This is a genomic window from Haloarcula regularis, from assembly GCF_029338315.1.
GTDB lineage: Archaea > Halobacteriota > Halobacteria > Halobacteriales > Haloarculaceae > Haloarcula > Haloarcula regularis.
Genome location: NZ_CP119794.1, coordinates 3,360,625 through 3,386,397, shown reverse-complemented (window position 1 = coordinate 3,386,397; position 25,773 = coordinate 3,360,625). Strand labels below are relative to the sequence as shown.

At 68.5% G+C, this 25,773-nt stretch carries 24 protein-coding genes, 1 tRNA gene and 7 pseudogenes; 13 read left to right on the top strand and 19 right to left on the bottom strand.

The annotated features are described in order from the left end of the window. Nucleotides 1-57: 57 nt before the first annotated feature. The 3 genes from P1N55_RS18300 to P1N55_RS18290 all read left to right on the top strand — a co-directional run bounded on the left by P1N55_RS18300 (nt 58) and on the right by P1N55_RS18290 (nt 2,329). Complete coding sequence (locus P1N55_RS18300) at nt 58-654, top strand: DUF7344 domain-containing protein (protein ID WP_276276892.1); 597 nt, start codon at nt 58-60, stop codon at nt 652-654. Next, nucleotides 651-1,178, top strand: a complete 528-nt coding sequence (locus tag P1N55_RS18295) for a hypothetical protein (protein ID WP_276276891.1) — start codon at nt 651-653, stop codon at nt 1,176-1,178. Before P1N55_RS18300 ends, P1N55_RS18295 begins: the two co-directional genes overlap by 4 nt. A gap of 311 nt (nt 1,179-1,489) precedes the next feature. After that, nucleotides 1,490-2,329, top strand: a complete 840-nt coding sequence (locus P1N55_RS18290) for a hypothetical protein (protein WP_276276890.1) — start codon at nt 1,490-1,492, stop codon at nt 2,327-2,329. 23 nt (nt 2,330-2,352) lie between these two features. Here the strand turns inward: P1N55_RS18290 and P1N55_RS18285 are convergent, their stop codons facing one another. The 8 genes and pseudogenes from P1N55_RS18285 to P1N55_RS18250 form a co-directional block, all read right to left on the bottom strand. Further along, nucleotides 2,353-3,207: a UbiA family prenyltransferase gene (locus tag P1N55_RS18285; protein ID WP_276276889.1), complete on the bottom strand. Its 855-nt coding sequence runs from the start codon at nt 3,205-3,207 to the stop codon at nt 2,353-2,355. 61 nt (nt 3,208-3,268) lie between these two features. Beyond that, a complete protein-coding gene (locus P1N55_RS18280; RefSeq protein ID WP_276276888.1) occupies nt 3,269-3,640 on the bottom strand; it encodes a hypothetical protein in 372 nt (123 codons plus the stop codon). A 54-nt stretch (nt 3,641-3,694) separates the two neighbouring features. Next, nucleotides 3,695-3,991, bottom strand: a complete 297-nt coding sequence (locus tag P1N55_RS18275) for a hypothetical protein (protein WP_276276887.1) — start codon at nt 3,989-3,991, stop codon at nt 3,695-3,697. Between the two features lie 58 nt (nt 3,992-4,049). Continuing rightward, nucleotides 4,050-4,329: pseudogene (locus P1N55_RS18270) on the bottom strand (ArsR/SmtB family transcription factor). A 202-nt stretch (nt 4,330-4,531) separates the two neighbouring features. Then, nucleotides 4,532-5,651: pseudogene (locus P1N55_RS18265) on the bottom strand (pyridoxal phosphate-dependent aminotransferase). 308 nt (nt 5,652-5,959) lie between these two features. Continuing rightward, the gene (locus tag P1N55_RS18260) at nt 5,960-7,123 is read right to left on the bottom strand and encodes a thiolase family protein (protein ID WP_276276885.1); all 1,164 of its coding nucleotides are present in this window, start codon (nt 7,121-7,123) and stop codon (nt 5,960-5,962) included. 43 nt (nt 7,124-7,166) lie between these two features. Then, nucleotides 7,167-7,331 (bottom strand): hypothetical protein, encoded by a 165-nt coding sequence (locus tag P1N55_RS18255; protein WP_276276884.1) that lies wholly within the window; start codon nt 7,329-7,331, stop codon nt 7,167-7,169. Between the two features lie 36 nt (nt 7,332-7,367). Next, nucleotides 7,368-8,140 (bottom strand): annotated as a pseudogene (locus P1N55_RS18250) (DUF7839 domain-containing protein). Nucleotides 8,141-8,225: 85 nt separating this feature from the next. Between P1N55_RS18250 and P1N55_RS18245 the strand changes: the two are divergent. Next, nucleotides 8,226-8,904, top strand: a pseudogene (locus tag P1N55_RS18245) (metallophosphoesterase). A 37-nt stretch (nt 8,905-8,941) separates the two neighbouring features. Next, complete coding sequence (locus P1N55_RS18240) at nt 8,942-9,100, top strand: hypothetical protein (protein ID WP_276276883.1); 159 nt, start codon at nt 8,942-8,944, stop codon at nt 9,098-9,100. A 26-nt stretch (nt 9,101-9,126) separates the two neighbouring features. Here the strand turns inward: P1N55_RS18240 and P1N55_RS18235 are convergent, their stop codons facing one another. Beyond that, nucleotides 9,127-10,386: an NAD(P)/FAD-dependent oxidoreductase gene (locus P1N55_RS18235; RefSeq protein ID WP_276276882.1), complete on the bottom strand. Its 1,260-nt coding sequence runs from the start codon at nt 10,384-10,386 to the stop codon at nt 9,127-9,129. Between the two features lie 82 nt (nt 10,387-10,468). On the opposite strand from P1N55_RS18235, the gene P1N55_RS18230 reads away from it, so the two are divergent. The 3 genes from P1N55_RS18230 to P1N55_RS18220 all read left to right on the top strand — a co-directional run bounded on the left by P1N55_RS18230 (nt 10,469) and on the right by P1N55_RS18220 (nt 13,020). Beyond that, the gene (locus P1N55_RS18230; RefSeq protein WP_276278764.1) at nt 10,469-11,629 is read left to right on the top strand and encodes a threonine synthase; all 1,161 of its coding nucleotides are present in this window, start codon (nt 10,469-10,471) and stop codon (nt 11,627-11,629) included. A gap of 42 nt (nt 11,630-11,671) precedes the next feature. Beyond that, nucleotides 11,672-12,121, top strand: a complete 450-nt coding sequence (locus P1N55_RS18225) for a DUF6653 family protein (protein WP_276276881.1) — start codon at nt 11,672-11,674, stop codon at nt 12,119-12,121. A 77-nt stretch (nt 12,122-12,198) separates the two neighbouring features. After that, a complete protein-coding gene (locus tag P1N55_RS18220) occupies nt 12,199-13,020 on the top strand; it encodes a hypothetical protein (RefSeq protein WP_276276880.1) in 822 nt (273 codons plus the stop codon). Here P1N55_RS18220 and P1N55_RS18215 read toward each other — a convergent pair whose 3' ends face one another. From P1N55_RS18215 to P1N55_RS18190, 6 genes and pseudogenes are all read right to left on the bottom strand, one after another. After that, a complete protein-coding gene (locus P1N55_RS18215) occupies nt 13,021-13,581 on the bottom strand; it encodes a J domain-containing protein (RefSeq protein ID WP_379689297.1) in 561 nt (186 codons plus the stop codon). It lies immediately after the preceding gene. Nucleotides 13,582-13,666: 85 nt separating this feature from the next. Next, nucleotides 13,667-14,425, bottom strand: a complete 759-nt coding sequence (locus P1N55_RS18210) for a proteasome assembly chaperone family protein (RefSeq protein WP_276276878.1) — start codon at nt 14,423-14,425, stop codon at nt 13,667-13,669. A 5-nt stretch (nt 14,426-14,430) separates the two neighbouring features. Continuing rightward, nucleotides 14,431-14,613: an RNA-protein complex protein Nop10 gene (locus P1N55_RS18205; protein ID WP_276276877.1), complete on the bottom strand. Its 183-nt coding sequence runs from the start codon at nt 14,611-14,613 to the stop codon at nt 14,431-14,433. A 4-nt stretch (nt 14,614-14,617) separates the two neighbouring features. Further along, nucleotides 14,618-15,418 (bottom strand): annotated as a pseudogene (locus P1N55_RS18200) (translation initiation factor IF-2 subunit alpha). A 1-nt stretch (nt 15,419) separates the two neighbouring features. After that, nucleotides 15,420-15,593, bottom strand: coding sequence for a 30S ribosomal protein S27e (locus tag P1N55_RS18195; RefSeq protein ID WP_276276876.1), 174 nt, complete (start codon nt 15,591-15,593; stop codon nt 15,420-15,422). A gap of 2 nt (nt 15,594-15,595) precedes the next feature. Continuing rightward, a complete protein-coding gene (locus tag P1N55_RS18190) occupies nt 15,596-15,874 on the bottom strand; it encodes a 50S ribosomal protein L44e (protein ID WP_276276875.1) in 279 nt (92 codons plus the stop codon). 888 nt (nt 15,875-16,762) lie between these two features. On the opposite strand from P1N55_RS18190, the pseudogene P1N55_RS18180 reads away from it, so the two are divergent. Then, nucleotides 16,763-17,745 (top strand): annotated as a pseudogene (locus P1N55_RS18180) (LLM class flavin-dependent oxidoreductase). Nucleotides 17,746-17,924: 179 nt separating this feature from the next. Further along, a complete protein-coding gene (locus tag P1N55_RS18175) occupies nt 17,925-18,197 on the top strand; it encodes an HAH_0734 family protein (protein WP_276276872.1) in 273 nt (90 codons plus the stop codon). A gap of 24 nt (nt 18,198-18,221) precedes the next feature. Here the strand turns inward: P1N55_RS18175 and P1N55_RS18170 are convergent, their stop codons facing one another. Next, complete coding sequence (locus tag P1N55_RS18170) at nt 18,222-20,549, bottom strand: DUF2298 domain-containing protein (RefSeq protein WP_276276871.1); 2,328 nt, start codon at nt 20,547-20,549, stop codon at nt 18,222-18,224. A gap of 98 nt (nt 20,550-20,647) precedes the next feature. Here P1N55_RS18170 and P1N55_RS18165 point away from each other — a divergent pair. The 3 genes and pseudogenes from P1N55_RS18165 to P1N55_RS18155 all read left to right on the top strand — a co-directional run bounded on the left by P1N55_RS18165 (nt 20,648) and on the right by P1N55_RS18155 (nt 22,039). Further along, nucleotides 20,648-21,414: pseudogene (locus P1N55_RS18165) on the top strand (glycosyltransferase). Continuing rightward, the gene (locus P1N55_RS18160) at nt 21,411-21,890 is read left to right on the top strand and encodes a GtrA family protein (RefSeq protein WP_276276870.1); all 480 of its coding nucleotides are present in this window, start codon (nt 21,411-21,413) and stop codon (nt 21,888-21,890) included. Before P1N55_RS18165 ends, P1N55_RS18160 begins: the two are co-directional and overlap by 4 nt. 74 nt (nt 21,891-21,964) lie before the next feature. Beyond that, nucleotides 21,965-22,039: transfer RNA gene (locus tag P1N55_RS18155), tRNA-Met, on the top strand. Nucleotides 22,040-22,760: 721 nt separating this feature from the next. Here P1N55_RS18155 and hpt read toward each other — a convergent pair. The 3 genes from hpt to P1N55_RS18140 are packed head-to-tail and all read right to left on the bottom strand — an operon-like array spanning nt 22,761 to nt 25,758. After that, complete coding sequence (gene hpt, locus P1N55_RS18150; RefSeq protein ID WP_276276869.1) at nt 22,761-23,330, bottom strand: hypoxanthine/guanine phosphoribosyltransferase; 570 nt, start codon at nt 23,328-23,330, stop codon at nt 22,761-22,763. A gap of 44 nt (nt 23,331-23,374) precedes the next feature. Then, nucleotides 23,375-25,273 (bottom strand): hypothetical protein, encoded by a 1,899-nt coding sequence (locus P1N55_RS18145; RefSeq protein WP_276276868.1) that lies wholly within the window; start codon nt 25,271-25,273, stop codon nt 23,375-23,377. After that, a complete protein-coding gene (locus P1N55_RS18140; protein ID WP_276276867.1) occupies nt 25,270-25,758 on the bottom strand; it encodes a hypothetical protein in 489 nt (162 codons plus the stop codon). Before P1N55_RS18140 ends, P1N55_RS18145 begins: the two co-directional genes overlap by 4 nt. Nucleotides 25,759-25,773: the final 15 nt, after the last annotated feature.

The window sequence follows — 25,773 nt, the reverse complement described above, 5'->3', positions numbered from 1 at the left end:
ACTAAATGGGCGCGGAATGAGATGTCGATATCCGTCGACGTTCGGGGGAGACGAGGCATGAGCCAGGCACGGACGGAGCTATCCAGACACACCGGGGGATCGGACGACGAACAGACACCATCGCAGGACGAGGTGTTCGAGGTTCTGAGCAACAGGCGACGGCGGTTCGTCTTCCACTATCTCAAGCGGGAGCGACGGGAGGTGTACCTCAGGGAACTGGCCGAACACGTGGCCGCCTGGGAGAACGACAAACCGGTCGCTGAACTCACCTCGATGGAGACAAAGCGCGTCAAGACGGCGCTCCACCAGCACCACCTGCCGAAGATGGACGAGAGCGGGTTCGTCGTGTACGACTCGGGCAGAGAGACGGTCGAACTCGCCGACGCCGTCGCGGACCTGGAGGTGTATCTGGACGTGGTTCCGGGGGCCGACGTGCCCTGGAGCCTCTACTACCTCGGCCTGTCGGTGGTGGGACTGGTCGTCCTGGGGGGCGCGTGGTCGGACCTCGGTCCGTTCGCGTCGGTCCCGCACCTCTCCGGGGCCGCCTTCCTGGCCGTCATCTTGCTCGTCTCGGCGGTGGTCCACACGTACTTCAATTTCTCGCGGCTGCGTCTCGGCACCACCGCGGACCCGCCGGAGGTGCGCGACCGATGAGCGCCGGCCGCCGGGTCGCACTCGTCGGCCTGGGTCTCTCACTCGCCCTCGCCGTGACACAGACCGGGGCCTTCACTGCGACGATCGCCGACCGGGGGGTCGACGTCGACATCGGCGACGACCAGTCCGCCTATCTCGGCGTCCAGGAGCACGCCGTCTCGGTTCCGGGGAATGTTACCACCCGGGCAACGCTCGCGACGGTCACGAACCGTTTCGGGTCGGCCCTAGACGTCTCCGTCAGCGTCGACGGGGCCGAGCATACGCCACCGACGCTGTCGAGCGTGCGCGGTCCGGGGACGCTCTCGACCGGCGAACGCGGCGCCGTCGTCGCGGACGTCTCGTGTGACGACAGCGCGGCCGTGGAACCGGTCGACGTCGTCGTCGAGGGAACGGGCCCCGACGTCGGTGTCGAGCTGACGCGGTCGGTGACTGTCACCTGCGAGGCGGTGGTCGAGACGGGATCCGCCGAGACGACCGCGACGGCGACAGCGACCGCAACCAGTTCGCCGACCGAGAGCGGCTGAGACGACCTCGAGGTGCCCCGTGCGGACCACGAGGTCGGTGAGGCTGGTCGTCACCTGCAAGTGAGTGACGCGCTCGCGAGGGTCACGGGTTCGAGCAGATAGACCGCCGGTCCTGCCCCCAGGCCGCCGGTTGTCAATTTTTCAACAATATCTACTTATCCGACCCTCTTTGTGAGATTTCCACACGGAATCCGTCACTGAGAATCGGTCTTCAAGAATCGTATGTTTCTGGTATGCAAATAGAATCGTCTGCGGAGTAGCGAACAGTTCTCGGTACGAATTCCTTTAAGTAGGTTGGTCCCATCGAATCGATGGCAAGACACGACGAGCAGAGTCGAACGACGGATAGCCAGCACGCAGGGTCGGGTCAACGAGGCGTGTTCAGCAGGCGGTCGGTACTGAAACTGACGGGCGCTCTCGGGGCTGTCGCGGCCTCCTCACTCGGTGTCGGCAACGTCGCCGCCGCCGACAGCACGGCCGGGTTCGGAGAGGGCGGCTACGGGGCGGACGGCTACGGGACGGAGGAGACGACGACGACGTCGTCACTGGCCGTGACGACCGACGGAGCGACGGACGTCCAGACGACGGCGGCGACGCTCACCGGGTCGGTCACCGACCTCGGCGGCGCCGATTCCGTGGACGCCGCCTTCGAGTACCGGCCCGTCGGCGGGTCCTGGTCGACCACCGCGTCGCAGACGGTCACCGCCACGGGGAGCGTCTCCCAGTCGGTCTCCGGACTGGCAAGCGGGACCGACTACGAGTTCCGCACGACGGCACTCTCCTCGAGTGGCGAGTCGGCCACCGGCACCGCGGCGACGTTCACCACGGTCACGGAGAGCACCGAGTCCCCGCCGGCCGTCACCCGGTTCAACGTCTCCGAGGCCGGTCGGAAGGACCCACACGCGGAGATCACCGTCAACTGGGACGTCACGGACGTCGACGCCGACCTCGCCTCGGTGACGCTGGAAGTCGCCGACAGCAGCGGCGCCACCCTCCGGAGCACCGCCTGGAGCTACGACGGCATCGCCACGGCCTCGGACACGGACGAGTTCCGGTTCAAGAAGGGCGGCGGCGTCGACTACCAGGTCAGCATCTCGGTGACCGACCAGGCCGGCAACACCGTCTCGGACCAGACGACCGTCTCGGCCTGAGGTCGGCGACCGAGACCGGGTCGCTATCCCAGCGGGCGAAACCAGACAGCGGCCACCAGCACCGCGAGAAAGAGGTACGACCCGCGGATCAGTAGCTTCGTCGCCAGCGACGACTCGGCCCGCTGGGCGACGAGCGCGACGGCGCCGAACACCAGCGCGGCGCCGGCACCGCTCGGGGGCATCCCCGGGAGCGTCACCGTCAGCGCCACCACCCCGACGAGCGCAGTGGCCAGCAGGCCGAGCGCCAGGCGGCGGGCGCGCCGCGGGCCGAGGACGACGGCGACGGTCCGCTTCTGGATGGACCGGTCGTAGTCGTAATCCTTCTCGTCGTCGATTATCTTGATGCCGGTCAGCAGGACCAGGAAGACGGCGGCGAGTCCCAGCACCCGGGGCGAGAACGACGTCGCCTGGACGTAGTACCCGCCGACGAGCGCCAGCGCGATCCCGGTCGGATAGCCCATCGTCGCGCCGACGGTGTTGAGGTCCAGCTGTGGCGCGTGGGCGTAGCCGATGAGCCACGTCGGCGCCGTCAGGAGGGCCGCCCACGGGCCGACGGCGAGGGCGATACCGGCCGTGCAGGCGACAAACCCCGCCGTCGCCCCGGCGAGCGCGAGGCGACACCCGGTTTCGGTCATCGGGTGGTCGTCGTCCTCGCCGCGGACGTGGAAGTCGACGTAGCCGTCCTTGACGTGGGCGGTGTAGACCGCAAAGAACATCGCCCCGGCGTGGAGGACCGCGGTCGGCAGGGAAAGACCGCCTGCCAGCAAGCCACCGAACAGGGACGTCGCGAGTGGCGGGAGCATGAAGACCGGGTGGACCTGGGAGGCGAGGGCGCGCCCCGCTGAGAGCGGCCCCGTGTCGTGTCGCGCGACTGCCATACGACGAGTCAGGGGCGCCGTCGGCAAAAAGTCTCGTACGGATGACGTTTATTGCGAGCGGTCAGCGCCAGTTGCGCCGGTCGAGGACGAACTCGGAGATGTGCGAGGCGAGGTCGCGTCCCTCCCGTTCGGTCCGGGTGTGCAACGCCCCGGAGACGGCACCGGCCTCGCCGCCGACCCCTTCGGACTCCGAGATGGGGTCTGTATCGGTCGGATAGGTCCGACGCGCCCGAACGCGATCACGGAGCGCCTGGACGGCCGCCGGTGTGAGTTCCCGGTCGAGGTGCTGGAGGTCGTACCTGACGATGTAGCCGCGGGTGGCCACGCGGACGGCCAGCACCGGATGGCCCCGGTCCGCACAGCGGTCCCAGATTGCCCGGTGTTCCGTCGGTGTCGTGTACACCGGCACGTTAGACGGTGCGAGATGATCCATCGGCCGGGCTACGGGCCGGGCCCATATCCACCCTTCGGCGTCACGTCAGACAGACTACCGGAGCGTGCTGTAACTCAGCACGGCGATGGCGACGAACTGGACGGCCCGGAGGACGAGGACGGCCTGCTGGACGTGCGGGTCGCCGGCGTAGAAGCTCTGCATCGAGAAGAAAAAGTACAGCGCGAGCGCGTTCTCGACCAGCATCGCGACGCCGAAGGTCAGCAACCCGCCGACCAGCCCCGAACGGAACGTCGTGAAGTTGCGCACCCAGACGCCCACCAGCGGGAGCAAGAGGAGGACGTTCAGCCCCGCGAGCGCCGCGGCGGCCGTGATGAGCGGCCCCATCGCCATCAGCGGACCACCCCCACGAGGCGTCGCGTGCCGTCATCGACGGCGTCGGGTCGCCCCGTCATTCGTCCATCTGCTCCACGATTCGTTCGAACGTGTCCCGGTAGTTGTCGAACCGGTCGGTCAGGAAGTACAGCTTTCGCGTAGTTCTCGTCGCCGGATTCGACGACGTCGTGTTCTTCGAGCAGTTCCATGTGGTGTCGAATCGTCTTGTAGCCCACGTCGAGTTCCTGGGCGAGTTCGTTGGCGTTCATCGGTCGCTCAGACAGCGTGTCGATGATGCGCGCTCTGTTCGCCCCGCCGCGCGTCGCCGTCAAGAGGTACCAGAGCGCCTTCTCCATCGACCGTTCCCGGTTCTGTGTGCTCGTGCCCTGGTTATAGGCCTGACTCTCGCGGGCTGGGAACGGACTGCCGGTGTGGTGTGTGGGCGACACGGAGCACTCACCGGATCGACACGTCGGAGACACATAACCGTTCTTCGCACTCTCTACCAAATTCAGGTCGAATCGGCAGCGTCCGCGAGCGCCACCGGGAGGGCGGCGCTCAGCGGAGGGCCGCGGTGGCCTCGGCCATGACGTCGATAGCCTCCTCGAGCGTCTCCAGGTCCGTCGCGTACGAGATGCGCGCGTACCCCGCCCCGCGCTCGCCGAACGCGTCGCCCGGCACGACGACCACGCCGCGGTCGATGACTTCCTCGACCCACCCGTCGGGCACCTTCGGCATCGCGTAGAAGGCTCCCTTCGGCGTCGGACACTCAAGCCCCATCGCGTCGAGGCCGTCGAGCAGGACGTCCCGGCGCTCCTCGAAGGCCTCGCGCATCTCCGCGACGGGTTCCTGGGGGCCGGTCAGTGCGGCCTCGGCGGCGAACTGCGCGGGCGCCGAGGCACAGGCCTGTGCGTACTGGTGGACCCGGAGCATCCGCTCGATGCGGTCGTTCGCGCCGGTGACCCAGCCCAGTCGCCACCCGGTCATCGAGTAGGCCTTCGAGCAGGCGTTGACGACGACGACGTTGCCCTCGGTGCTGAACTCCGCCGGCGAGCGGTGCTCGCCCTCGAACACCTGGTGCTCGTAGACCTCGTCGGAGATACAGAGCACGTCGTGCTCGTCGGCGATGCGCGCGAACGCGCGCATGTCCTCGGGCGACTGGACCGCCCGTCGGGTTGGCCGGCGAGTTCACGACGAACGCCGCCGTGTCCTCGGTGATGGCGTCCTCGACGGCCTCGGGCGCGAGCGTCAGGTCCTCGCGCAGGCCGACCGGCGTCGGCTGGCCGCCCGCGAGGTGGGTCAGCGCCTCGTAGGAGACAAAGCCGGGGTCGGGGAAGACGACCTCCTGGCCCTCGTCGACGTGAGCCTCCAGCGCGATGTGCAGCGCCTCGCTCCCGCCGGAGGTGGCGATAACGTCCGCGGGGTCGACCTCGAGGTCGTTGTCCCGGGCGTGCTTCGCGGCGATGGCCTCCCGGAGTTCCAGCGTTCCCTTGTTCGACGTGTAGGCGTCGGCCTTCCCCGCGCGGATGGCCTCGACGGCCGCCTCGCGGGCGTGTTCCGGGGTGGGGAAGTCGGGTTGCCCCAGCCCGAGGTTGATGGCGTCCTCGCCGGCGGCCTCGAACACCTCGCGGATTCCGGAGATCGACACCTGCTCGACGCGGTGGGAGAATTCGGTCATAGTATACTGTGTGAGGTGAGTGCCGGGCCGATAATTCTTCCCGTCGACTCTCGATCGACCCGGTCGTTCGAGAACCACCAGAAAGCCCCCGCCGTCTGCGGTCCCGGGACTCGCTGCGGTCCTCGGCCGCCGGCCTGCGGTCCTTGCTTCGTCCGGGTTCCCGCAGACGGCGGCCCCTTTCAGTCCCACCCGACAGCAACACCCTCTCCAGCCGATTCGCTCGGTCACAGGCTCTCTCGCGCATCCCTCGCACAGTTCCGTCGCTCGACGCAGCGAGCGACAGCGCGCACCAGGGTTCCGGGTGTAGTTCACCGCACCAGCGACATCGCGATGGCGCCGCCCCCACCCACACTCATCCCCACGATGCCCCGGTCGTGGTCCTCGCGCTCCATCGCGTACAGCAGCGTCGTCGTCAGGATGCCGCCGCTGGCACCGATGGGGTGGCCCAGCGCCACCGCGCCGCCGAGCGGATTGTGTTTCTCGGGGGGCAGGCCGAGTTCGTCGGCGACGTAGACCATCTGGGCCGAGAAGGCCTCGTTGAGTTCGAAGTGGTCGACGTCGGCCACCGAGAGGTCGTTTGTCTCGAGGAGGTCCGAGACGGCGTCACAGACGGCGAGCGTGAACTCCGCGGGGTCGCGGTAGGCGACGGCGTAGTCCTCGACGTGGGCCATCGGGCCCATCCCGGCCGCATCGACTGTCTCGGCGTCGGCGAGCAGCACCGCGCCGGCGCCGTCGGAGAGTTTCGAGGCGTTGCCGGCCGTGACGGTCCCGTCCTCGCCGAAGGCCGGCGGGAGCCGAGCGAGTTTCTCAACCGTCGTGTCCGGCCGAGGGCCCTCGTCCTCGGTGACGAGGTGGTCGCCCACCTCGACGGGGACGATCTCCTCGTCGAAGACGCCAGACTCGACGGCCTCGCTGGCCCGATGGTTGCTCCGGCGGGCGTATTCGTCCTGTGCCTGCCGGCTGATCTCGAAGCGGTCGGCGATGCGGTCGGTCAGCGTCCCCATGTGGGCGTCGTAGTGGGTGTCCCACAGGGAGTCACGAATCATCGCGTCGACGAGTGTCGTGTCGCCGTGCCGGCGCCCCTCGCGCATATCGGTGACGAGGTAGGGGGCGTTCGACATCGACTCCGTGCCGCCGGCGAGACACAGCGACGCGCGGCCGGCCTCGATGCGGTCGACGGCCGACGCGATGGCCCGCAGTCCCGACCCCGAGGCCTCGTTCACGGTGGTCGCGGCCACAGAGTCCGGGAGTGGCGACTCGACGACGACCTGGCGCGCCGGGACCTGCCCCACCCCGGCCTGGACGGCGTTGCCCATCGCGACCCAGTCCACGAGGCCGTGGTCGACCCCGGTCCGGTCCAGCAACCCCTCGATGGCTGCGCGTCCGAGTTCGGTCGCGGACCGCTCCGAGAGCGCGCCCAGGAGCGACCCGTGTGCGGTGCGTGCCCCGTCGACGACGACCACGTCGGTCATACCAGAGACGTGACGCCGAGCCTACAATACTGTTCGCCCCGTGTCACTCGGACTCGGTCGCCGACCGCAGGTCTGAAATCGCTCGCTCGAGGCGCCGCAGCGTCGCGTCCGCGTCCGTGTAGCCACGCTCGTACTCGTCGAGGGCGTCCTCGGCCGCACTGAAGAACGTCGCCAGAGCCTCGTCGGTCGGATCGTCGGTGTCAGCCATGTCCGGAGAGAGGTACGTGGGCTCCGAAAAGGTTGCTCACTGGGTCACGTCGTAGTCGACGCCGGCGTCCCGGAGCGCATCGGTGACGCGCCCGACGGCGTCACGCGTCGTCACGACGGCGGCATCGAGACCGCGGGAGGCCGCGTCGGCGGCCACCTCGCCCGGCGCGAAGTACGTCGTCGGTTCGACGCCGACGTCCCTGAGTGCGGCGACGGCTTCGACCCCCGCCGCGGTGACGATGGGGCGTCCTCGCAGGCGTCGGCGACGCCGGCGGCGTCCTCGACCGGGCCCGACCGGATGGGCGGGATCTGGACGACGGTGACGTGCCCCGGGTCGAGATCGATGACCCCCTCGAAGCCCGTGACGCCGACGACGTCGCCCGCCGCGGCGCTCGTGGTCGTCACGCCCGTCGCACCGCCGTCGTCGGTGTCCGGGGCCGCGTGCAGGAGCCCCTCGGAGAGCGAGAGCGAGACGGTCTGGCCCGCCGCCAGGTCGGCCGTAGCGATGGCGGCGTCCTCCTGGACGCTGCCCAGGACGTCCTCGGTCACCCGCTCGGTGAACCGGCGGAGGTCGGTGGCCGACTGGAAGACCCAGTCGACGCCCTCCTTGGTGACCCGGTAGCGCGACCGGCCCTCCTTCTCGACGAAGCCGTCGTCGACCAGCTCGCGGATGTACTCGCTGACGGCCTGACTGGTCACGCCGACGGCCTCCGCGATCTCGCCCTGGCTCACCGCGGGCTGGCGCTCGGCGATCTCGACGAGGACGCGAAAGCGCGTCGCGGCCCGCTTGTTCTCGAGGACGTCGACCATACTGGGTCCACGGGGGTGGGACCTAAAAACTCCACCGACGGCGCGGGCGTCACGGCTTTGTGTGGCCGGCCCCGACCCGGAGGCGATGACGCCCACCTACGACGACCGGGCGGTCCTGCTCGGGGAGACGCTCGTGGTGGCCGACCTCCACCTCGGCCGCGGGACCGGTGGGTCCCTGGAGCTCCCGGTCGGGTCGAGCGCCGACGTCGCCCGGCGGTTCGAGGCGCTGGTCGACCGACACCGCCCGAGCGAGGTCGTCGTGGCCGGGGACCTGCTACACTCCTTCCAGACGGTCCCCAGGACCGTCGAGGACGCCGTCGCCGGCCTCCGGGCGGCCTGTGCCGACGCCGGCGCCGACCTGGTCGTCACCCGGCAACCACGACACGATGCTCGGCGCCGTCTGGGACGGGCCCGCCCCGCCGTCCGTCCGCGTCGGCGACACCGTGGTCTGTCACGGCCACGAGGTCCCCGACACCGAGGCCGACCGGTACGTCGTCGGCCACGACCACCCGACCATCACCATCGAGGGGCAGCGCCGGCCCTGTTACCTCGTCGGCAGCGACCAGCTGCGCGGCGCGACAGTCGTGATGCTCCCCTCGTTCAACACGCTCAACGCGGGCGTCGAGGTCAACCAGATGCGGGCCACCGACTTCCAGTCGCCGCTCGTGACGGACGCCGACGGACTCGAACCCGTCGTCTGGGACGAGAGCGGCCGCGAGACGCTCCGGTTCCCCGTCCTCGGGGAGTTCCGTGAGATGCTATAACGGTAGGTATTTGAGCCATCGCAGTGGACCGTCGAACATGGTCCAGACCACTGCCGCACTCGCGCTTATCGGGGTCACGCTCGTCGCGCTCCTGGCGTTGTACTACGCGACGATCAAGTACGTCTCCGCGGTCCTCCTCGACGACGAGGGCGAGGACCACGAGGGAAACACGAATAGCGGCGGTCGACCCGTCTAGACCGTCGCGCGTTCTGCGACCCGTCCCTATCGCAGCAGGTCGGCAGCGACGCGGCCGCTCTCTAAGGCCCCCTGTATCGACGACCAGCGGGTGTAGTCCCCGGCCAACACGACGTTCCCCCCAGGCGCGTTGGGAGCGGGGAGAGCGGCGCGGAACCCCGGCGGCTGGGCGAACTGGGCGAAGGGAACGCGGTCGGTCCGACAGAGCTCGAGCCCGTCGAAGCCCGCCGCGGGGTACCACGACTGGAGGACCTGGCGCACCTCGCTGGCCAGGTCGGCGTCGCTCTCGTCGGGTACGCCCAGGAACGTCGCGCTGTACAGCTCCATCCCTTCGGGCGCGTACTCCGGCGCGACGGCCGACATCGGGGCCACGGTGTTGGGCCGGTCGTCGGCGGCGTTGAGGACGATGCGCTTGCCGGTGTCGGGCGCCCGGTTCGTCGGCAGCGAGAAGTACTGGGTGACACAGCCCAGCCCCTCGGTCGGGATGGCGTCGACACCGGTCAGGTCACGGGCGGTCTGTGGGTCCGTCGCCACGACGGCACCGTCGACGGCGAGCGTCTCGGCGCCGACCTCCACGGTGGTCTCGCCGGGGTCGTCGGCCCCGTCGACACTCGTCACCGCGCGTCCGGTCTCGATGGTCGCGCCGGCGGCCCGGGCCCGCCGGGCGAGTTGTTCCGGCATCGCCTGCATCCCCCGGGCCGGGACGAATATCTCTCCCTCGCTCAGCATCTTGTAGGTATACTCGAAGACGGCGCTGTCGGTCCCCAGCGAGCGGTCGAGCGTGATGCCGCCGTAGAACGGCGCGGCGAATCGCTCGACAAAGCGCGTCGAGAACCCGTAGTCGACGAGGTAGTCACGGATCGTCGACCCGCCACGGTCAAGCAGCGCCTCGGGGTCCTCGCCGGCCAGCTCTCGCTGGAGCCGGAAGAGCCGCACTTTGTCGGCCGTGCTCACCTCGCGGTTGAACAGCGTCTCGACGGCCGCCGAAGGGACCCGGAGCGGGTCCGACAGCACCGAGCGGTGGTTCGGACGCGCGATGGTCGCTCCGGGCGAGAACCGTCGCGGCGACAGGGCGTTCACGTCCAGCTCGCGCTGGACCGCCGGATAGGCCGAGAAGAGCACCTGGAACCCCCGGTCGTACGTGTAGCCGTCCTCGTGGACCGTCCGGACCCGGCCCCCCACCTCGTCGCGGTCCTCGAACACGGTCACGTCGACTCCGGCCTCGGCCAGGTGGCGCGCGGCGACCAGCCCCGCGAGTCCGCCCCCGGCGACGGCGACATCGGTCATGCGCGGGGCTTGGACCGCACCCTCCAAGAGGGTGCTGGAGGAGACCGGACGACACTTGGTTCTCCCGGCCCCAGAAGCGGTCATGGAGACGACGGCGGCCTTCCGCGGCCTGCGATGCACCGAGTGCGGCGAGCGAACCGACCCAGGGGTCAAGCGCTGTCCGGCGTGCCAGGGCCTGCTCGTCGCCGACTACGACGTGCCGGCCCTCGACCCCGAGGACCTGCCCCACGTCCGCGGGCCGGGGCGATACGAACCGTTGCTCCCGTTCCCGCGTGATGCGACGGTGAGCCTCGACGAGGGGGCGACGCCGCTGGTCCCGGTCCCCGAGCTCGCGGACGAACTGGGCGTCGCCGCGGTGTACGTGAAAGACGAGGGCCGCAACCCCACCGGGTCGCTGGCCGACCGGAAGCTGTCGCTCCCGGTGACAACGGCCGTCCAGCGAGGGGCCGAGCGAGTCGCGACGCCGTCGACGGGCAACGGCGCACAGGCCACTGCTGCCTACGCCGCCCGGGCCGGCATCGACTCGACGGGCTTCGTCCCCTCGCGGTGTCCCTTCCTCAACAAGGCGATGGTCAACGTCCACGGCGGCGACATGCGCGTCGTCGAGGGGCGCTACCCCGACGCCGTCGACGCCTTCCGCGAGGCCGACGGCGACTGGACCGCCGTCGCGCCGGGCGACCCCTTCCGCGTCGAGGGGGCGAAATCGGTCGCTCTCGAGGTCCTGGAGACACTGTCGTGGACTGCCCCGGACGCCGTCGTCCACCCGACCGGCCACGGCGAGACGCTCGTCGGCCTCCAGCGCGGGTTCGATGCGGCGGCCGAGAGCGGCCTGAGCGAGGCTACCCCGCGGCTCTACGCCGCCCAGCCTGCCACCGCCGACGCCGTCGCCGAGGCGTGGGCCGCAGGCCAGTCCGAACCGGCGCGAATCGAGCACCCGGACACCATCGTCGGCCCGCTGGAGATCCCGGACCCCGCCGCCGGCGAGGCGGCGCTGGGCGCCATCGACGAGAGCGACGGCGGCGCCGTCAGCGTCGAGGACGAGGACACCCTCCGGGGTGCCGTCGACTGCTGTGAACTGGGGCCGGAGGTCGGCGCGACCGGCGGCACGGCCGTCGCCGGCGCCCGCACGCTCGCCGCGCGGGGCGCGTTCGACGCCGACGACGTCGTGGTGCTGGTCAACCCCGTCGCCGGGAGCAAGGAGGCCGACCTCCTGCGCTCACACCTGATGAGCCGCGGGCTCTGAGACCACCCGAATCGCTTTGTCGCGGACGCTCCTCGCTCCGCTATGCCCTCCGACGTCCGCCCCGACCCCGACGCCTCGCGCCTCGACCGTTACTTCTGGGCCCGCCACGCAAATCCCAAGAGCGGGTGGTCCCGTGTCGTCTCGCTGCCGCTGCTCGTGACCTGCATCTACTACCGCAACTGGCGCGGACTCGCGGCAACCCTCGCCTTCGTCGTCCTCAACCCGGTCCTGTTTCCCCCGCCCGCTGACGACAGCGCGTGGATGACGAGAGTCGTGCACGGGGAGCGACTCTGGACGAGGGGCGAGCACGACCGCTTTGGCTACCCGGCGGTGCTCAACTACGGGAACGGGGCAGCCACACTGTACGCAATCTACGCGGCCCTTCGCCGTCATCCCCGGGAGATGGCGCTCGCGACGGCGCTCGCGATGGCGCTGAAGCTCTGGTTCGTCGCCGAGATGGTCCACCTGTACGAGGCTCAACAGCGAGGCTGAGTCCGCCGTGGTCACACCGGCCCCGAACATTTTTGTGAAATGGTTGTCAATTCCGGTCGTCGAACCACTCGCCATCCATGTCCGCCAGAGCTACACTCGCCCTCCTGCTCGTCGCCTGTCTCGTCGTGACCGCCGGCTGTTCGTTCCTCGGCCCGAACCCGGACAGCTACACCAGCACCTACGAGTACAGCGTCGGCGTCGATGCCAACGAGACGCTGCGGAACGTGACCGTCAGGGTTCCCCTGCCAATCGTCGACGGCGAGTCCGTGGTCGACGCCGAACTGGTCGCCCCGAACGGCACCTTCGGCGCGGACTTCGACTCCGGCGGCGAGGCGGCAGGCGAGACGTTCGACGCGGCGGTCGTCGAGACCGACCGCGGACCGATGCTCGAGCTCTCGACCGACCGCCTGGCCGTCGAGACGCGCTACTTCCGGTACGTGGAGGAAGACGGGCTGGGTCGCCAGGAAGAGATCTCCGAGGCGGAGTACGACCCCGACAATCCCAATCACGCCAAGCGGGACCGGCGGACCGTCGCGACGACGGTGACCGTCGACGCGACCTACCCCGTCGAGACGCGCGACCCGGTCGGCGTCTCGCCGACGCTCTACGGCGACGGCGTGTCCCGCGAACTGACCGAGTGTGCGCCCCCCTACCGCGACGAGACGGTCTGTTACGACTACGACGCACCGGTGTATCTCGACTACGAGACGACCGACCGGGCGCTGGTCGAGAGCACGGTGTCCGTCAGGGGCGCCAACGAGTGGTTCTCCGGCGGATGGACGGGCAACGACTATCAGGACAGAGTCTACGTGCGGGCAACCGGGTCACAGGACGGGTGGAGTACGGCGTCCGGATACACCGAGACCGGCCGAGGAAACTACCCGTCGCCAGAGCCGTGACTAGGAGGCGTGCTGTTTGGCCGTCGTGTAGGCCTCGCGGACGCGCTTGAACTCCGCCTCGTCGCCCCCGTGGTCCGGGTGGACCTCCTTGACGCGGCGCCGGTAGGCCGACTTCACCTCGTCGATGGTGGCGGTCTGCTGGAGACCCAGTTCGGCGAACGCCTGCACCGTCGGGTGGACCTGTGTCTTCGGGTCCGGCCCCAGGTCGACCTCCGGGACGTCGAAGGGGAGGCGGGCCCCGAGTTGCACGCCCGGCATCTCGTGTTCGACCAGCACCGGAATCGTCGGCGAGCGCTCGATGCGGTAGTACGCCCGGGCGTCGAACGTGATGGCGACGTCGCGCTCGGGCAGATAGAAGGCGACGTGCTGGCCCTCGACGAAGTGATTCTCGGCGAACTGCTCGTCGATGGCCCGCAAGTACTCGCGGAGCTCGGTCCGGCGCTTGGTCTCGCCGCCGTCGTACAGCTGTCGGGCCGGTCGCTCGGTCGGGAACAGGCGGTCCGCGGCCACGAAGACGACCGCGACGGCGAGGCTAAACCCACCCCCGAGCAGGAGTCCCATGGCCAGCCAGTCCGGCAGCGTCCCCAGTGCGCTCTGCACGCGCCAGCGTTGGAGCCGAGCGGTAAAGAAATGCTCGCTGCCCGCCTCAGCCGATGTAGCGGAGGTCCTCGTCCGACGGAGCCGGCGCGTTCTGTCCCTCCATCTCCTGTATCTTGCGCACGACCTCCTCCATCTCGTCGGCGCGCTCCTCGAGCGACGCGTAGTCGACGTCGAAGCCGATGACGTCCTGCAGGACCTCGAGGACCGCCTGGGCGCTCTTGGGATCGACGAGGTACCCGGAGGTCTCGCCCATGAGACAGGTCGCGGGGACGTCGCGGCGCTCGGAGAGGCCCAGCAGCAGGCCCGAGACGCCGACGATGCCGCCCGCGGGTTCGTCCTCGCGGAACTCGACGCCCGCCGCTTCGAGTTCGTCGGCGAACTCGTCGGTGGTGGTCGCGCCAAGCACGTCGTACTCCTCGATGAGTTCGCCGGTGGGCACGCCGCCGAGGGCGAACACCCGCCGGACGCCGAAGTCCGCAGCGACGTCGAGGAAGGTGTCGGTCAGGCCGTAGTGCCCCTGGGTGTCCTGTGCCTGGTGGTCGCCCGAGAGGACCAGCAGGTCCGGGCCCTGCTCGGTTCGTACCGCGTGGAACTCGGCACAGGCAAGTTGGGCGCGACCCTCGTCGATGGTGACCTGCGGCGGGAAATGCGTCGAGTAGACCCGCCGGACCAGTTCGCTGTCCAGTTCCTCAAGCAGGTGCTCCGCGGCGAGTTTGCCGACGTGCCCCACCCCGGGCAGTCCCTCGATGAGGACCGGGTCCTCGAGGGCCGGGTCCGCCACTACGTCGATGTCGAATTCGTCCATACCCGCTAATCCCGGCGCCGGCGCTTAAGAGAACGTCGATACTCGCCGTACCGGTCGGTCGGGTCGAACGGCGCCGGGGCGCTGTTGACCGCCTCGGCGCCGCAGTCGGGACACGTCGCCGCGAGTGTGTACACCGGGCGCTCGTGTGCCGTCTCCCAGTCCGAGCACACCCGGATGTCCGATTTCATCGCCCTACTCGTCGTCTTCGTGGCGCTCGCGGTGGAACTCGGCGGTGCCGCCGTGCTCCTCGACGACGACCCGTGCGCGGTCCGCGCTCGCTTCGAAGCTCGCTCTCGGCCGTCTTGTAGTCGGGCGCTCGCACCTGGATGCGGTACTCGGGGGACCCGACGTAGGTGACCTCGAGTTCGATCTCCTCGGGAACCTCGCCGTTGCCCTCGGCGGCCTTGAGCGACTCCTTGATGACGTCCACGCCGTCGCTGGTCGGACAGCGCAGGTCGACGTAGCCGGTGACGTTGACGTAGGGCACCGAGACGTTGTTGCGCGCCGTCTCGACGATTGCCTCGACCTCGTCGTCGTCGAGGTCGGTGTCCTCGAGCGCGCTCTCGCCGTGGATCGCCGCCGCCTCGAAGCCGTCGTACAGCGACCCGAACTCCGCGAGCAGCGCGTTGGCGATGGCGCCGTAGGTCTCGTCGTCTAAGTCCTCGCCGAAGGCCAGCTCCATCCAGTTGTCGGCCTTCTGCTCGTTTTTCCACTCCTGGATCTTCTCCTTGCGCTGGTGGTCGTTGACGTCCTTGATCGAGAGGTCGATCTGCTGAGCGCTCTCGTCGACGTCTAAGACCTTCGCGACGACCGTCTGACCCTCGTTGACGTGGTCGCGGACGTTCTTGATCCACCCGCTGGCGACCTCGGAGACGTGGACGAGCCCGCGCTTGCCCTCGTACTCCTCTAGTCGACGAACACGCCGAAATCCTCGATCTCGTCGATCTTGCCCACGACGAGTTCGCTGGGCTCTGGCCAGCCGCTGTATTTCATCCTATCGTGCCTCGACGACGGCGGTCACTTCGCCCTCGATGTCGGCCTTCCCGCCGGTCGGGCGGGCGAGCGTGTGGCCACAGACGGCACACGAGACCTCGCTTGCGGCCTTCTCGAAGATGGTCTGTTCGTTCTCGCAGTCCGGACAGGCGACGGTGATGAAGCTCCCTGCCATGCTTACTCCTGGAAGGTGAGCCGGCCGGCGCGCCATCCCTCGCGGAGGTGGGCCTTGCCACACTCCGAACAGCGGTACTTCAGGTCCGTCTTCTTGGTGGGTTTGTCCCCACCCGGGACCTTCGAGAACTTGCCGTCGTTCCCGATACCGGAGTTGCGCTTGCGCTGGCGGTCGATCCACTTCATCCCGGTCTCACGGCCGGACCGGACCTTCTCGACCTCGTGTTCGTGGTGCTCGTTACAGTGCGGACAGTACGTGTTAAAGCGTCGCGGCATCTCCATAGATATCGACCTTACGGAGCGATTTGACGTGACCGCTTAAAACCCGTTTGGTTCGGAGTCGGGCCGCCGTGCGTGGTTTGGTGGGCGTTGCCGCACTCGACCACGCGCTCGGACACGCCCGTCGTGTCACCGTTTGAACCCCGACGAGGCCACGAACGGCACATTCACACCCACAACCCGTGATGGGGTCTGGATGCCGTGGCAACAGCGCGCGCCCCGCTCGCGAGGGCGTCCGTACTCGGTGTCACGACTCGCTCCCCGTTCGGATTCGCCGGCGAGTCGAGGAGGCAGTGTTTACTTTAGCAGCAATCGGTTCAGAGAGCCAGAAAGCCCCGGCCGAAGCCAGGTGATCAGCCGGCATGGATGGGGCTGAAAGGCAGCGAGGGACCGGCGGTCCCTCGGGCCGTGCGAACGGGCACCGCGTGCCCGTGAGCAGAGGCCGCGCTATCGGCGAACCCCGACGACGTCACCGAAAGCCGCGACGCGTCTTTCGAGATGCTGAAAATCGCCGCTGGCGATCTTCAGATCACAAGCACCTACCGGAGCGTGGTTCGAGAGACCGGCGGTCTCTCGTCATCTGCTCACGGGCCGTTGGCCCGTTCGCAGATTCGTGGGACTCACAGAGTCCCACGTTCATCACGAAAATCTTCGATGTTCGAACGACAGCGAGTCGCGGGTCGCGTGGGACCGACGGTCCCACGTCTTGATGAGCGGGCCTTGCGCGGCGCTACGCACCGCGAAGTCGAGGCGGCAATGCCGCCTCGCTGCCCGCGAACCAAAGCCGATAGCGCGGGGGCTTTCTGGCTGGTCACGACCTGAATCTCGTAACTAAACACCGCCGTCGAGAACGGGCGGAGTGTTATATGGCACCGGAGCGGTGGAGTCACCATGGCAACCGGCCTCTTGCTTCCGGCAGAGCACGACGACGTCAGGGCGTTCGCGGACCGGGCCGAGTCGCTGGGGTACGATTCGCTGTGGGCGAGCGAACTGTGGGGTCGGGACGCGTTCGTGACGCTCACCACGGCCGCAGCACAGACGGAGACGATAGACCTCGGGACCGCTATCGTCAACGTCTACGGCCGCTCGCCGGCCACGTGGCACAGGCCGCGGCGACCCTCGCCGACGCCGCGTCCGGCCGGGTCCGACTCGGTCTCGGGACGAGCACGGCCAAAGCCGTGACCGACCTCCACGGAATGGCCTTCGACAATCCGCCGCGTCGACTCCACGAGACCGTCGAACTCGTCAAGCTGTTCCTGGACGGCGACGACCGGGTGACCTACGACGGGCAGGTGTTTCAGGTCGCGGACTTCCCGCCCTTAGACCAGCCCCTCCCGGTCTACGCGGCGGCCCTCGGAGCCGCGAACCGGCGCGCGACCGGTCGCGTCGCCGACGGCTGGTTGCCACACAACATCCCCTTCGACAAGTTAGCAGAGAGCTACGAGACGGTCGCAGAGACCGCCAGTGACGCGGGCCGGGACCCGAGCGAGATCACGGTCGTGCCGTACGTCCCGTGCGCGGTGAGCGAGGACACCGACGAGGCTGTCGCCGCGGTTCGCAACCACCTCGCGTACTACGTGGGAAGCAGCGAGGGCTACGAGAACGCCGCCGCGCTCTCGTTTCCCGACCAGGCCGCTCGAATCGCTGCCGCCTGGCGCGACGGCGACCGCGACGCGGCCCGGAACGCGGTCACCGACGAGATGATGGCGCAGCTGGCGATCGTCGGTCGCCCGGACGAGGCCCGGACGCAGTTCGAGCGCCTCGCGGCGCGTGACGTGGTCGACGACGTCATCGTCACGATTCCGCTCGGTGCGAGCCGCGCCCTCCAGGAGCGAACTGTCCGGGAACTCGCCCCGAGTAGTCGCGACTGCTGATGATAGGGACGGCGGCAGCCTCCGATGGCCTCGGCCTCGCAGCGCACGCGTGTCACCTATCGTGCAGTGTCGAAGCGGACCGGACCACTCGGACGAACCACTTCTGATATCGACGGGACCCCACGAGCGCCGGACTCGCCTTCGACATTTCTAAGTACGCCGTTTCCGAACCCCTTCGCATGAAGAAGCTCATCATCCACGGGGATCCCGGCCTCCGGAAGGGCGGCCGCATCGAGTACGACGGCGAGGAGTACGAGGTGTTCGCCGTCGCGCGCCAGGGCGACTGGCACGGCCCCGACCGGCCCCAGCTGTGGTGTACTATCGGGAGCGAAGACGAACAGGAGACCTTCGAGAAGCAGGACTACATCCCGATGCACCTCGACACCGAGGACATCGAGGCCGAGGGCGTCACCGTGCTCCGCGAACGCGGCGCACCCGCCGGCGAAGCCTGAGCAGGACGTGTTCTACGACAGCCGCTACAGCTGCTCGGGGTGGACGCGATATATCACGACGTCACCCGCGCGTTCCACCGGCGTGATACCCGAGAGATGGTCGACCGTTATCTCCCCGTAGCGGTTGCGCTCGGCCGGGCCGACGTAGACGTAGCGGACGTCGTAGGCCCGAAGGAGGCGGATTTGCTCGTCGGCGCTGCCGGTGTAGATAGTGCGAACGTCCGCGACGCGGGCGTCGTAGACCGACTGGTTGCGGTACTGGGCCTCGTGGGTCCACCCGGCGACGGTGGGGATGCCCGTCAGGCTCGCCGGCGCACTCGCGCCCTCGCCCTCCGCCGGGTCCCACCCGTAGTCGGCCGGCGCGGCCGTAACTATCGTCGGGCGGCCTTCGACCGTCGCGTCGAGCCACCGAATGGCCTCTGCCTCGCCTGGCTGGGTCCGCTCCAGGTGGGCCAGGCCGTCCAGCGTCGCGTCCCCGCCCCGCTCGGCGTGGTTCGCGAGCGCGAAGGCGCCGTACAGCGACGTCGAGAGGACGAGCAGCGTCACGAACACCGTCGTCGCGGGGCGGACCCAGTGGGTGCCATCGAGCGCGGCCGGCCGCTCTGGTCGCCAGCGCGTCAGCAGCCACGCGAGCACCGGGCCGACGGCGACGCCCCAGAGAATCCACACCTGCATGTAGGTCTTGAAGACGGTGTTCATCCGGCCGATGTTCTCCCGGACGAAGACGAACTCGACGAGCAAGACCAGGCCAGCCCCGGCGAGCACGAGGACGGCCTCGAAGCCGAGCGGGCGGTCGCCGCCGTCGGCCAGGGCCGGGACGGCCGGGACGGTCCGTTCGAGCGCGGGCGAGCGCGCGAGCAGCCACGTCCCGACCAGTATCGGGACCAGGACGCCGACCGCGGCAGCGTCGAGGACCGTCGCGACGGCGACGAGCGCGAGCGTCGCCGCGCCGACGAGGCGGGCCCGGGCGGTCCCGACCCCGCGACCGAGTCGCGCGTACAGGTACAGTGCGAACGGGACGACGAAGGGACCGTGGACCGAGAGCAGTTCCACCAGCGAGATGCGGTCCGGGAGGACGGCTAACTCGCGGCCGCTAGCGGGCCCGAGCCAGAAGGGGAGCGACCAGAGCAGGCCGACGAGGAGGACCCCGGCAGCGACCGAAAGGGCGAGGCCGACTCGGGTCAGCTCGTGAGAGACCCCCGCCGAGGGAATCCGGGCCCGGAGGCCGGCCGGCAGGAGCGACGACGGGTCGGCCGGCGCCACCGCGACGGTCAGGAAGACGAGGCCGCCGACCGACGGGAACGACCAGGTGTTCGTCACCGCGACGACGCCGCCGACCGCCGGTATCGCGCCGAACAGCAGGGCCAGGCGTCGTCGCCGCTCCGTCGCTGGCGTCTGCCAGTAACTGAGACAGAGCGCCGCGACGAGCAACAGGAAGCCCGTACTCATCATGTGGGCGTGGAGGTCGCCGTTGAGCCAGGCGAACAGCGGGAACTCGTCGATGACGAACGCCGCCGACGGTTCGTAGGTGGCGAAGTCGCCGGCGTCGTCGGTGATGACCCGGCTCGCGCCCCAGTAACTGAACGCGTCGGGGCCGTTGGCCAGCCCCTGTGGCTCGTAGCCCGTCGCCGCGAGCACCGACTGTCGGAGACCGCCGGGCAACAGCCAGATCGCGAACTGCGCGGGTGTCGAGAGGTTGCTCGCGAAGCCGACGAAGAAGGCGCCCAGGCCCGCTGCGAGTCGCCGCGGGAGGCCCCGGTCGGCCGCGATGGTCCCCGCGAGCCCGTACGCGGCCGTCACCAGCGTCGCGTAGCCCCCCGCGAGCGCGAGGTTGTAGGCGAACTGGCCGGGCGTCCCGGTGAGTCGAGCCAGTATCGAGGCGGCGAGGTGGCCGCCGTAGTAGTACGCGACCGGCTCGCCGGCGAACCACATGTCCTCCAGAGGGAGGCTGTCGGCCCGCAGCAGCGACTGCAGCAACCCGAAGTCGAGGAACTTCTCGCCACCGAGCGAGACGATGGCGGGGTCGAGCGCGCGAATCCAGACGACAAACAGGAACCCGACCGTGAAGACGACGGCCGCCTCGGCGGCCGCCCGTTCGTCCACCGAAACGCCACGGTAGGACAGTCCGATGGCCGTCGCGACCAGGAGGACGAGGCCGGTCCAGACGCCCAGCGTGAGCGAGAGGCGCCCGACGAAGTACGTCGCGAGCCACATGATGCCGACGGCGACGGGGACGCCAAACGCCGCGCCGCGGTCGGCAAAGCGCGGACAGAGCGACGCCGCGACGGTCCCACCGGTGTAGAGCAACAACAGGTAGAGCGCGAGCCAGAGCCCGACGAGGCCGTACTCCATCGGTAGATAGACCGCAATCCTGTCCTATACCTCTTTTGCACCGCGACGGCACCGTCACATTCGAACTGTTTTTACTCGCCGGGAGTGGACTCTCCCCCATGTCGGATTCCGTCGGCGTCGTCGTGCCCGCCTTCCGCCCCGACGTCGACCAGCTGCGAGCGTACGTCGCGGCCATCGACGACGCCCTCTCGCCGGCGGCCGTCGTCGTCGAACTCGACGACCCTCGGAAGGGCGTGCCCGCCAGCCTCGCCGACCTCCCCGCCGAGATCGAGACGGTCCCGTACCGCCGGGGAAGGGCGCGGCCATCACCGCCGGCTTCGAACGACTCGAGACCGACGTCTACGCCTTCGTCGACGCAGACGCCTCCACGCCGGTCCACTCGCTCGAGCGCATCATCGCACGGGTGACCGACCGCGGCGCGGACCTGGCCGTCGGGTCCCGCCGCCACCCCGACGCGACGGTCACCAGCCACCAGACGTTCGCCCGCCGCTTCCTCGGCGACGGGTTCGCGTGGCTGGCGGGCCGACTGCTCGCCGTCGACCTCTACGACTACCAGTGTGGCGCGAAAGCCGTCAGCGCCAACACCTGGGAGCGTGTCCGCCGGCACATCTACGAACCCGGCTTCGCTTGGGACGTCGAACTGGTCGCCATCGCGGGCGCGCTGGAACAAACCGTGGTCGAAGTCCCCATCGAGTGGGAGGACCGACCCGGGTCGACAGTCTCGCCGGTCCGCACCTCCGTCGCGCTCATGCGTGCCCTGCTGGCCGCCCGCCACCGGGCGAAACGGCTCAGCGACAGTCGCCTCCACACCGCCATCGCCGCCCGGCGCGAGCAACCGACCGCACTCGTCGACCAGGAGCGATGACGGGCCGGCTGGCACGACTCCGCGGGGCCGTCCCCGACCGCTTCGAGGCGCTCGTCTCGGGCGTGCGCTTCGGCCAGTTCGTCTCCGTCGGCGTCGTCGGCGCCCTCTGTGATACGACGGTGCTGGTCGTGCTGACCGAGGTGTTCGGCGTCCTGCCCGAGATCGCTACCATCCTCGGCATCGAGACGGCAATCCTCGTGATGTTCGCCATCAACGACAACTGGACGTTCGACGCCGAGGGGGACCATCGGTCGCTCGGTCGCCGGCTCCTCCGGTCCCACGCCGTGCGGGCTGGTGGGAGCACCACGCAGTTCGTCGTCTTCGTCGTCGTCTACCGGCTCCTCTTCGTCCCGCTCTCGCTGCTCGGACTCGACCTCTGGTTGCTCGTCGCGAAGGCCGGCGGCATCGGGGTCGGGATGTTCGTCAACTACGTCTTCGAGAGCCTGTTCACGTGGCAGGTCCACCGGTCCGACTGAGCCGACCGCGGTACTAATTCACGGACGGCGCCTGAATCACAACCCTTAATGAGCGGCCGGGGTTAGCGAGAGGTAGCGGGATGGGATAGCCAGGAGATTCCGGCGGGCTCATAACCCGCAGATCGGTAGTTCAAATCTACCTCCCGCTATAATTTTGCTGCGAGCAACACGCGAGCAGCAAATTCTCTCGGAGTAGATTTGAAGTAGACCACGAGCGACTGGCAGGAGCGACGTGGGCGTCGTTCAAATCTACCTCTCGCCATCAACCTGATATTCTTTTTACACTTCGTAAGCAGGCTAGGACCTCTACGTCAAGGCGCATCATAGATGTGCGAACGCTGTCGTACTGCTCATCAAAGCACAGTCACGGAAAATCATAAACTCCTTTTCTGAACCCTCTATAAGCAATACAGCGGTGGGTGATCAGCCTCGTATTTAAGTACTATTACGAGCCCAACCACTCTCGTTGGAGTCATCCAGGGTGATTGTACGCCGTAAGAGATCTAACATTCGGCAGACAGGACTGACGGGAACGCACTTATCAAAACGCTCGTGTTCCAGCTCGCGGTCGAGAATGAGACTATTTAGGATCCGTCTCGGAAACAAAATTCCAATCATAATAGCCAGTAAAGACGGTTAGACCACTGGAAGTAGCGTTTCCGACAATCCCCGAACTGAAAGAGCACATCCTACGGGAATCGTCCTAGGTACCGATCGGTCTCCAGTCTACACTATAGGCGGGGGAGCTCTCCAAGGTTGGCCGCCCAACCTGTTTCACCCCCCTATCCCTCGGAAAATCGACGGTGTCAGATGTGACAGGAAAGCTCGATTGAGGGTGCAGTCGGCGAAGAACCGATAACCGGCGCTATCTTATCCGTCGCCGTGCTCGTCGGTGATGACGACCTCGCCGTCGACGACCTTGACGTTGATGAGCGTCTTCGCGTCGTAGCCGGCCTCGTCGAGTTCGTTGACGCCGTCGTCCTTCTTGATGACGCTGACGACGTCACAGATCTCGGCGCCGATGTCCTCGAGCGCGCCGGTGAGCGCGGCCAGCGTGCCGCCGGTCGAGAGGACGTCGTCGAGGACGAGGACGCGGTCGCCCTCGTAGACGTCGTTGACGTACATCTCGTTCTCGGAGTAGCCCGTGACCTGCGAGAGCGACACCTCGCCGTCGAGGCCGTACTTGCGCTTGCGGACGACGACGAGCGGGATGTCCGTCATCAGCGAGACGGCCGTCGAGATGTGGATACCCATCGCGGCCGGCGTGACGATCTTGTCGATGTCGTCGAGCTCCGCCTTCCGGATGATCTTGATGACGATCTCGCGGAGGAGTTCCGGACGGAGCATCGGGACGCCGTCACTGATGGGGTGGACGAAGTAGTGATACCCGTCTTTCTCGATGATCGGCGCCTCGAGCAGCGACTCCTTGAGCTGGTCCATGTCGTCGGTACTGCAAGCCCGTACAAAAATTCTCCGTCAGCGACTCACAGCAGTGTTAGCACGTCGGCAAGTGCTCGCACCATCGGGAGCGCGTGAGCGTTGCCGAGCGGGTAGTACTCGAGGGCGACCAGCAGGACGAACAGCGTCGGGACGGCCGTCGCGACGCCGAGCAGCACGGCCCCGGCGCGGCCGGCCCACCCGTCCGACCGGCCCGCGAGCGCCCACAGACCGAGTGGAATCCCGGCCCCGAGCGCGAGCAGCGCGTGGAACTGGAACGCCTCGCCGAGGCCGTCGGCGGTGAGGGAGACGACCACGACGACGAGTTGCCCGCCGACCAGAAGCGTCCCCGCGACCGTCCAGGCGAACGGTCGCCAGTGTTCGGTGAGCGTCTGCCGGACGACCGGAAGGCGAACGACCAGGTAGACGCCAAGCGGGAAGAGCGGGAACAGGTACCGGACGGTTATCTGGGCGTGGATCGGGAGCCGGCTGACGTACTGCAGCGTGAGCCCGACGACGGTGAGGAGAGCAAAGCGGTCCACGACGCGAGTCGCCGGGAGGACCCGAGGTGGGAGAGACAGGTCGGTGGCTCGCACCTGCGCGGCTCGAAGTGCACCCACGGCGACCAGCAACACGGGGGCCGACTCGAGCACCGCGAGGTTGACCGCCTCCTCGTTGTCCAGGTTCAGCGTGCCCGAGGTGTGGCCGGACCGGACGAGCGTGTGGTAGATTTCGGCCGGCCCGGCCAGTATCGACTCGAAGCCGACGAGAAGTTCGCCGGCGAGGATCGCGAGCGGCCGGAGGAACGTCGAGACGACCGACAGGAACGGCGAGAGGGCGAGGAGCAACGGCTCGAGCGGGCCGGTCGAGCCTCCACTGGGCCCACCGACTGCCGAACTCACCGCGTCGCCACCACCGCCCGAGACGGCGAACAACCGCGGCGGTTTGAGCGGCGACCCGACGACGAGCGCGTTCGTCACGAGGAACGGAACCAGCGAGAGGGCGAACGCCACCCCGACGATGGCGAGCGTCCGGGCGCTGTTGTCAGGGGCCGTCGGCACGTCGGCGACGGCGAGCGCGACGAGCAACAGGAGCGCCTCGGGCGCGTGGACCCAGGCGTATAGGCCGACCGTCGCGTACGCGAGGCCGCGAAACGTCGCCGGGCGACCCACCAGCGTGCCGTCGGCGTCGGTCCGACTCCTGTAGAGGAAGTACGCGACGGCGACGACGGCCGTCGCCGTGAGCGCGTGGCGCTTCGGCACGCTGGCCCAGAGCGCGAGCGGCGTGCCCAGGACCAGCACCACGGTACCGGCCAGCCCCACGCGCGCCGAGTGCAGCCGCGACACGAGGCGGTAGAAGAGGACCGGCGTGAACGCTGCGACGCCGAGGTGGAACAGCTGCAGGGCGTAGAGGTGCGTCATCTCGCCGTCGAGCGGGCGCGCGAGCGCGACGTTCAGGCCGAACAGCGCGAGCACGCCGACGCTCCCGGCGACCGTGAGACGCTCGTCGTCGAGGTGACGCCCGACGGTGACGACGAGCGCCAGCAGCGCCAGCGACCAGAGCGCGACGAGCGCAATGCGGAGGTCGACGGCGCGTTCGAGGCCCTCCAGCGCGAGCCAGACCGGGAGCGAGAGCACGATGGCGCCGTAGTTCCGCGCGATGAGCGCGTCGCCGACGCGTTCCGCACCCGGGGTATCCAGCCGCAGGCCGTAGGCGACGTCGGTGAGGACGAGCTGGCCGTTCGAGAGGCTGTAGAGCCCGTTGGCGAGGGTGTAGGAGTCGGTGATGAGAAAGTCGGTGCGCCAGACGAGGCCAAACAGGCACAGCGAGGCGAAGAAGACGGCGAGGCCCAGTCCGTCGCCAAAGAGGACGGCCACGGTACGGTCTCTGAGCTGCTCGAGCGGAGTGTCGGTCCGGAGGTTGGTGACCGATTCGGCGACGCTCATCCGGACACCTCGATGGTGACGTTCCGCGACGCGACGACGGTTTCGCCGCTGGAGTCGCGTTTGACGACCGAGAGCCGGCCCTCGTACGACGACTGGCTGATTGCGTTCAGCGAGAACGTGTCCGACCGCATCGTCAGTCGATACCGGTCGCCCGTCGACGGCCCGAGGAAGTGTGTCGTCGTCCGCGTGTAATCGAGCCCGGCGATTGTCAGCCGATAGGAGAGCGTCGGACTCCCCTCGAGTGTGCTGAATCGAACCGTCGTCGCCGGCACGGTCAGGTGGTAGTTCTCTGCTCCGAAGGACGCCCGCTCGAAGGTGGCGGATTCGGGGAGGGTGATGTCGGCGACGGTGGCGGTCCCCTGGCCGTACGCCTGCTGGGCCGGTTCGGACGTGAGCGCGACGCCGGGAACGAGGGGCCCGGAGACGAGCGCCGTGACGAGGATGACGCCGACTGTGCCGAAAACGACGCCGCGTCCGTAGTCCATCGTTAGAACCCACTG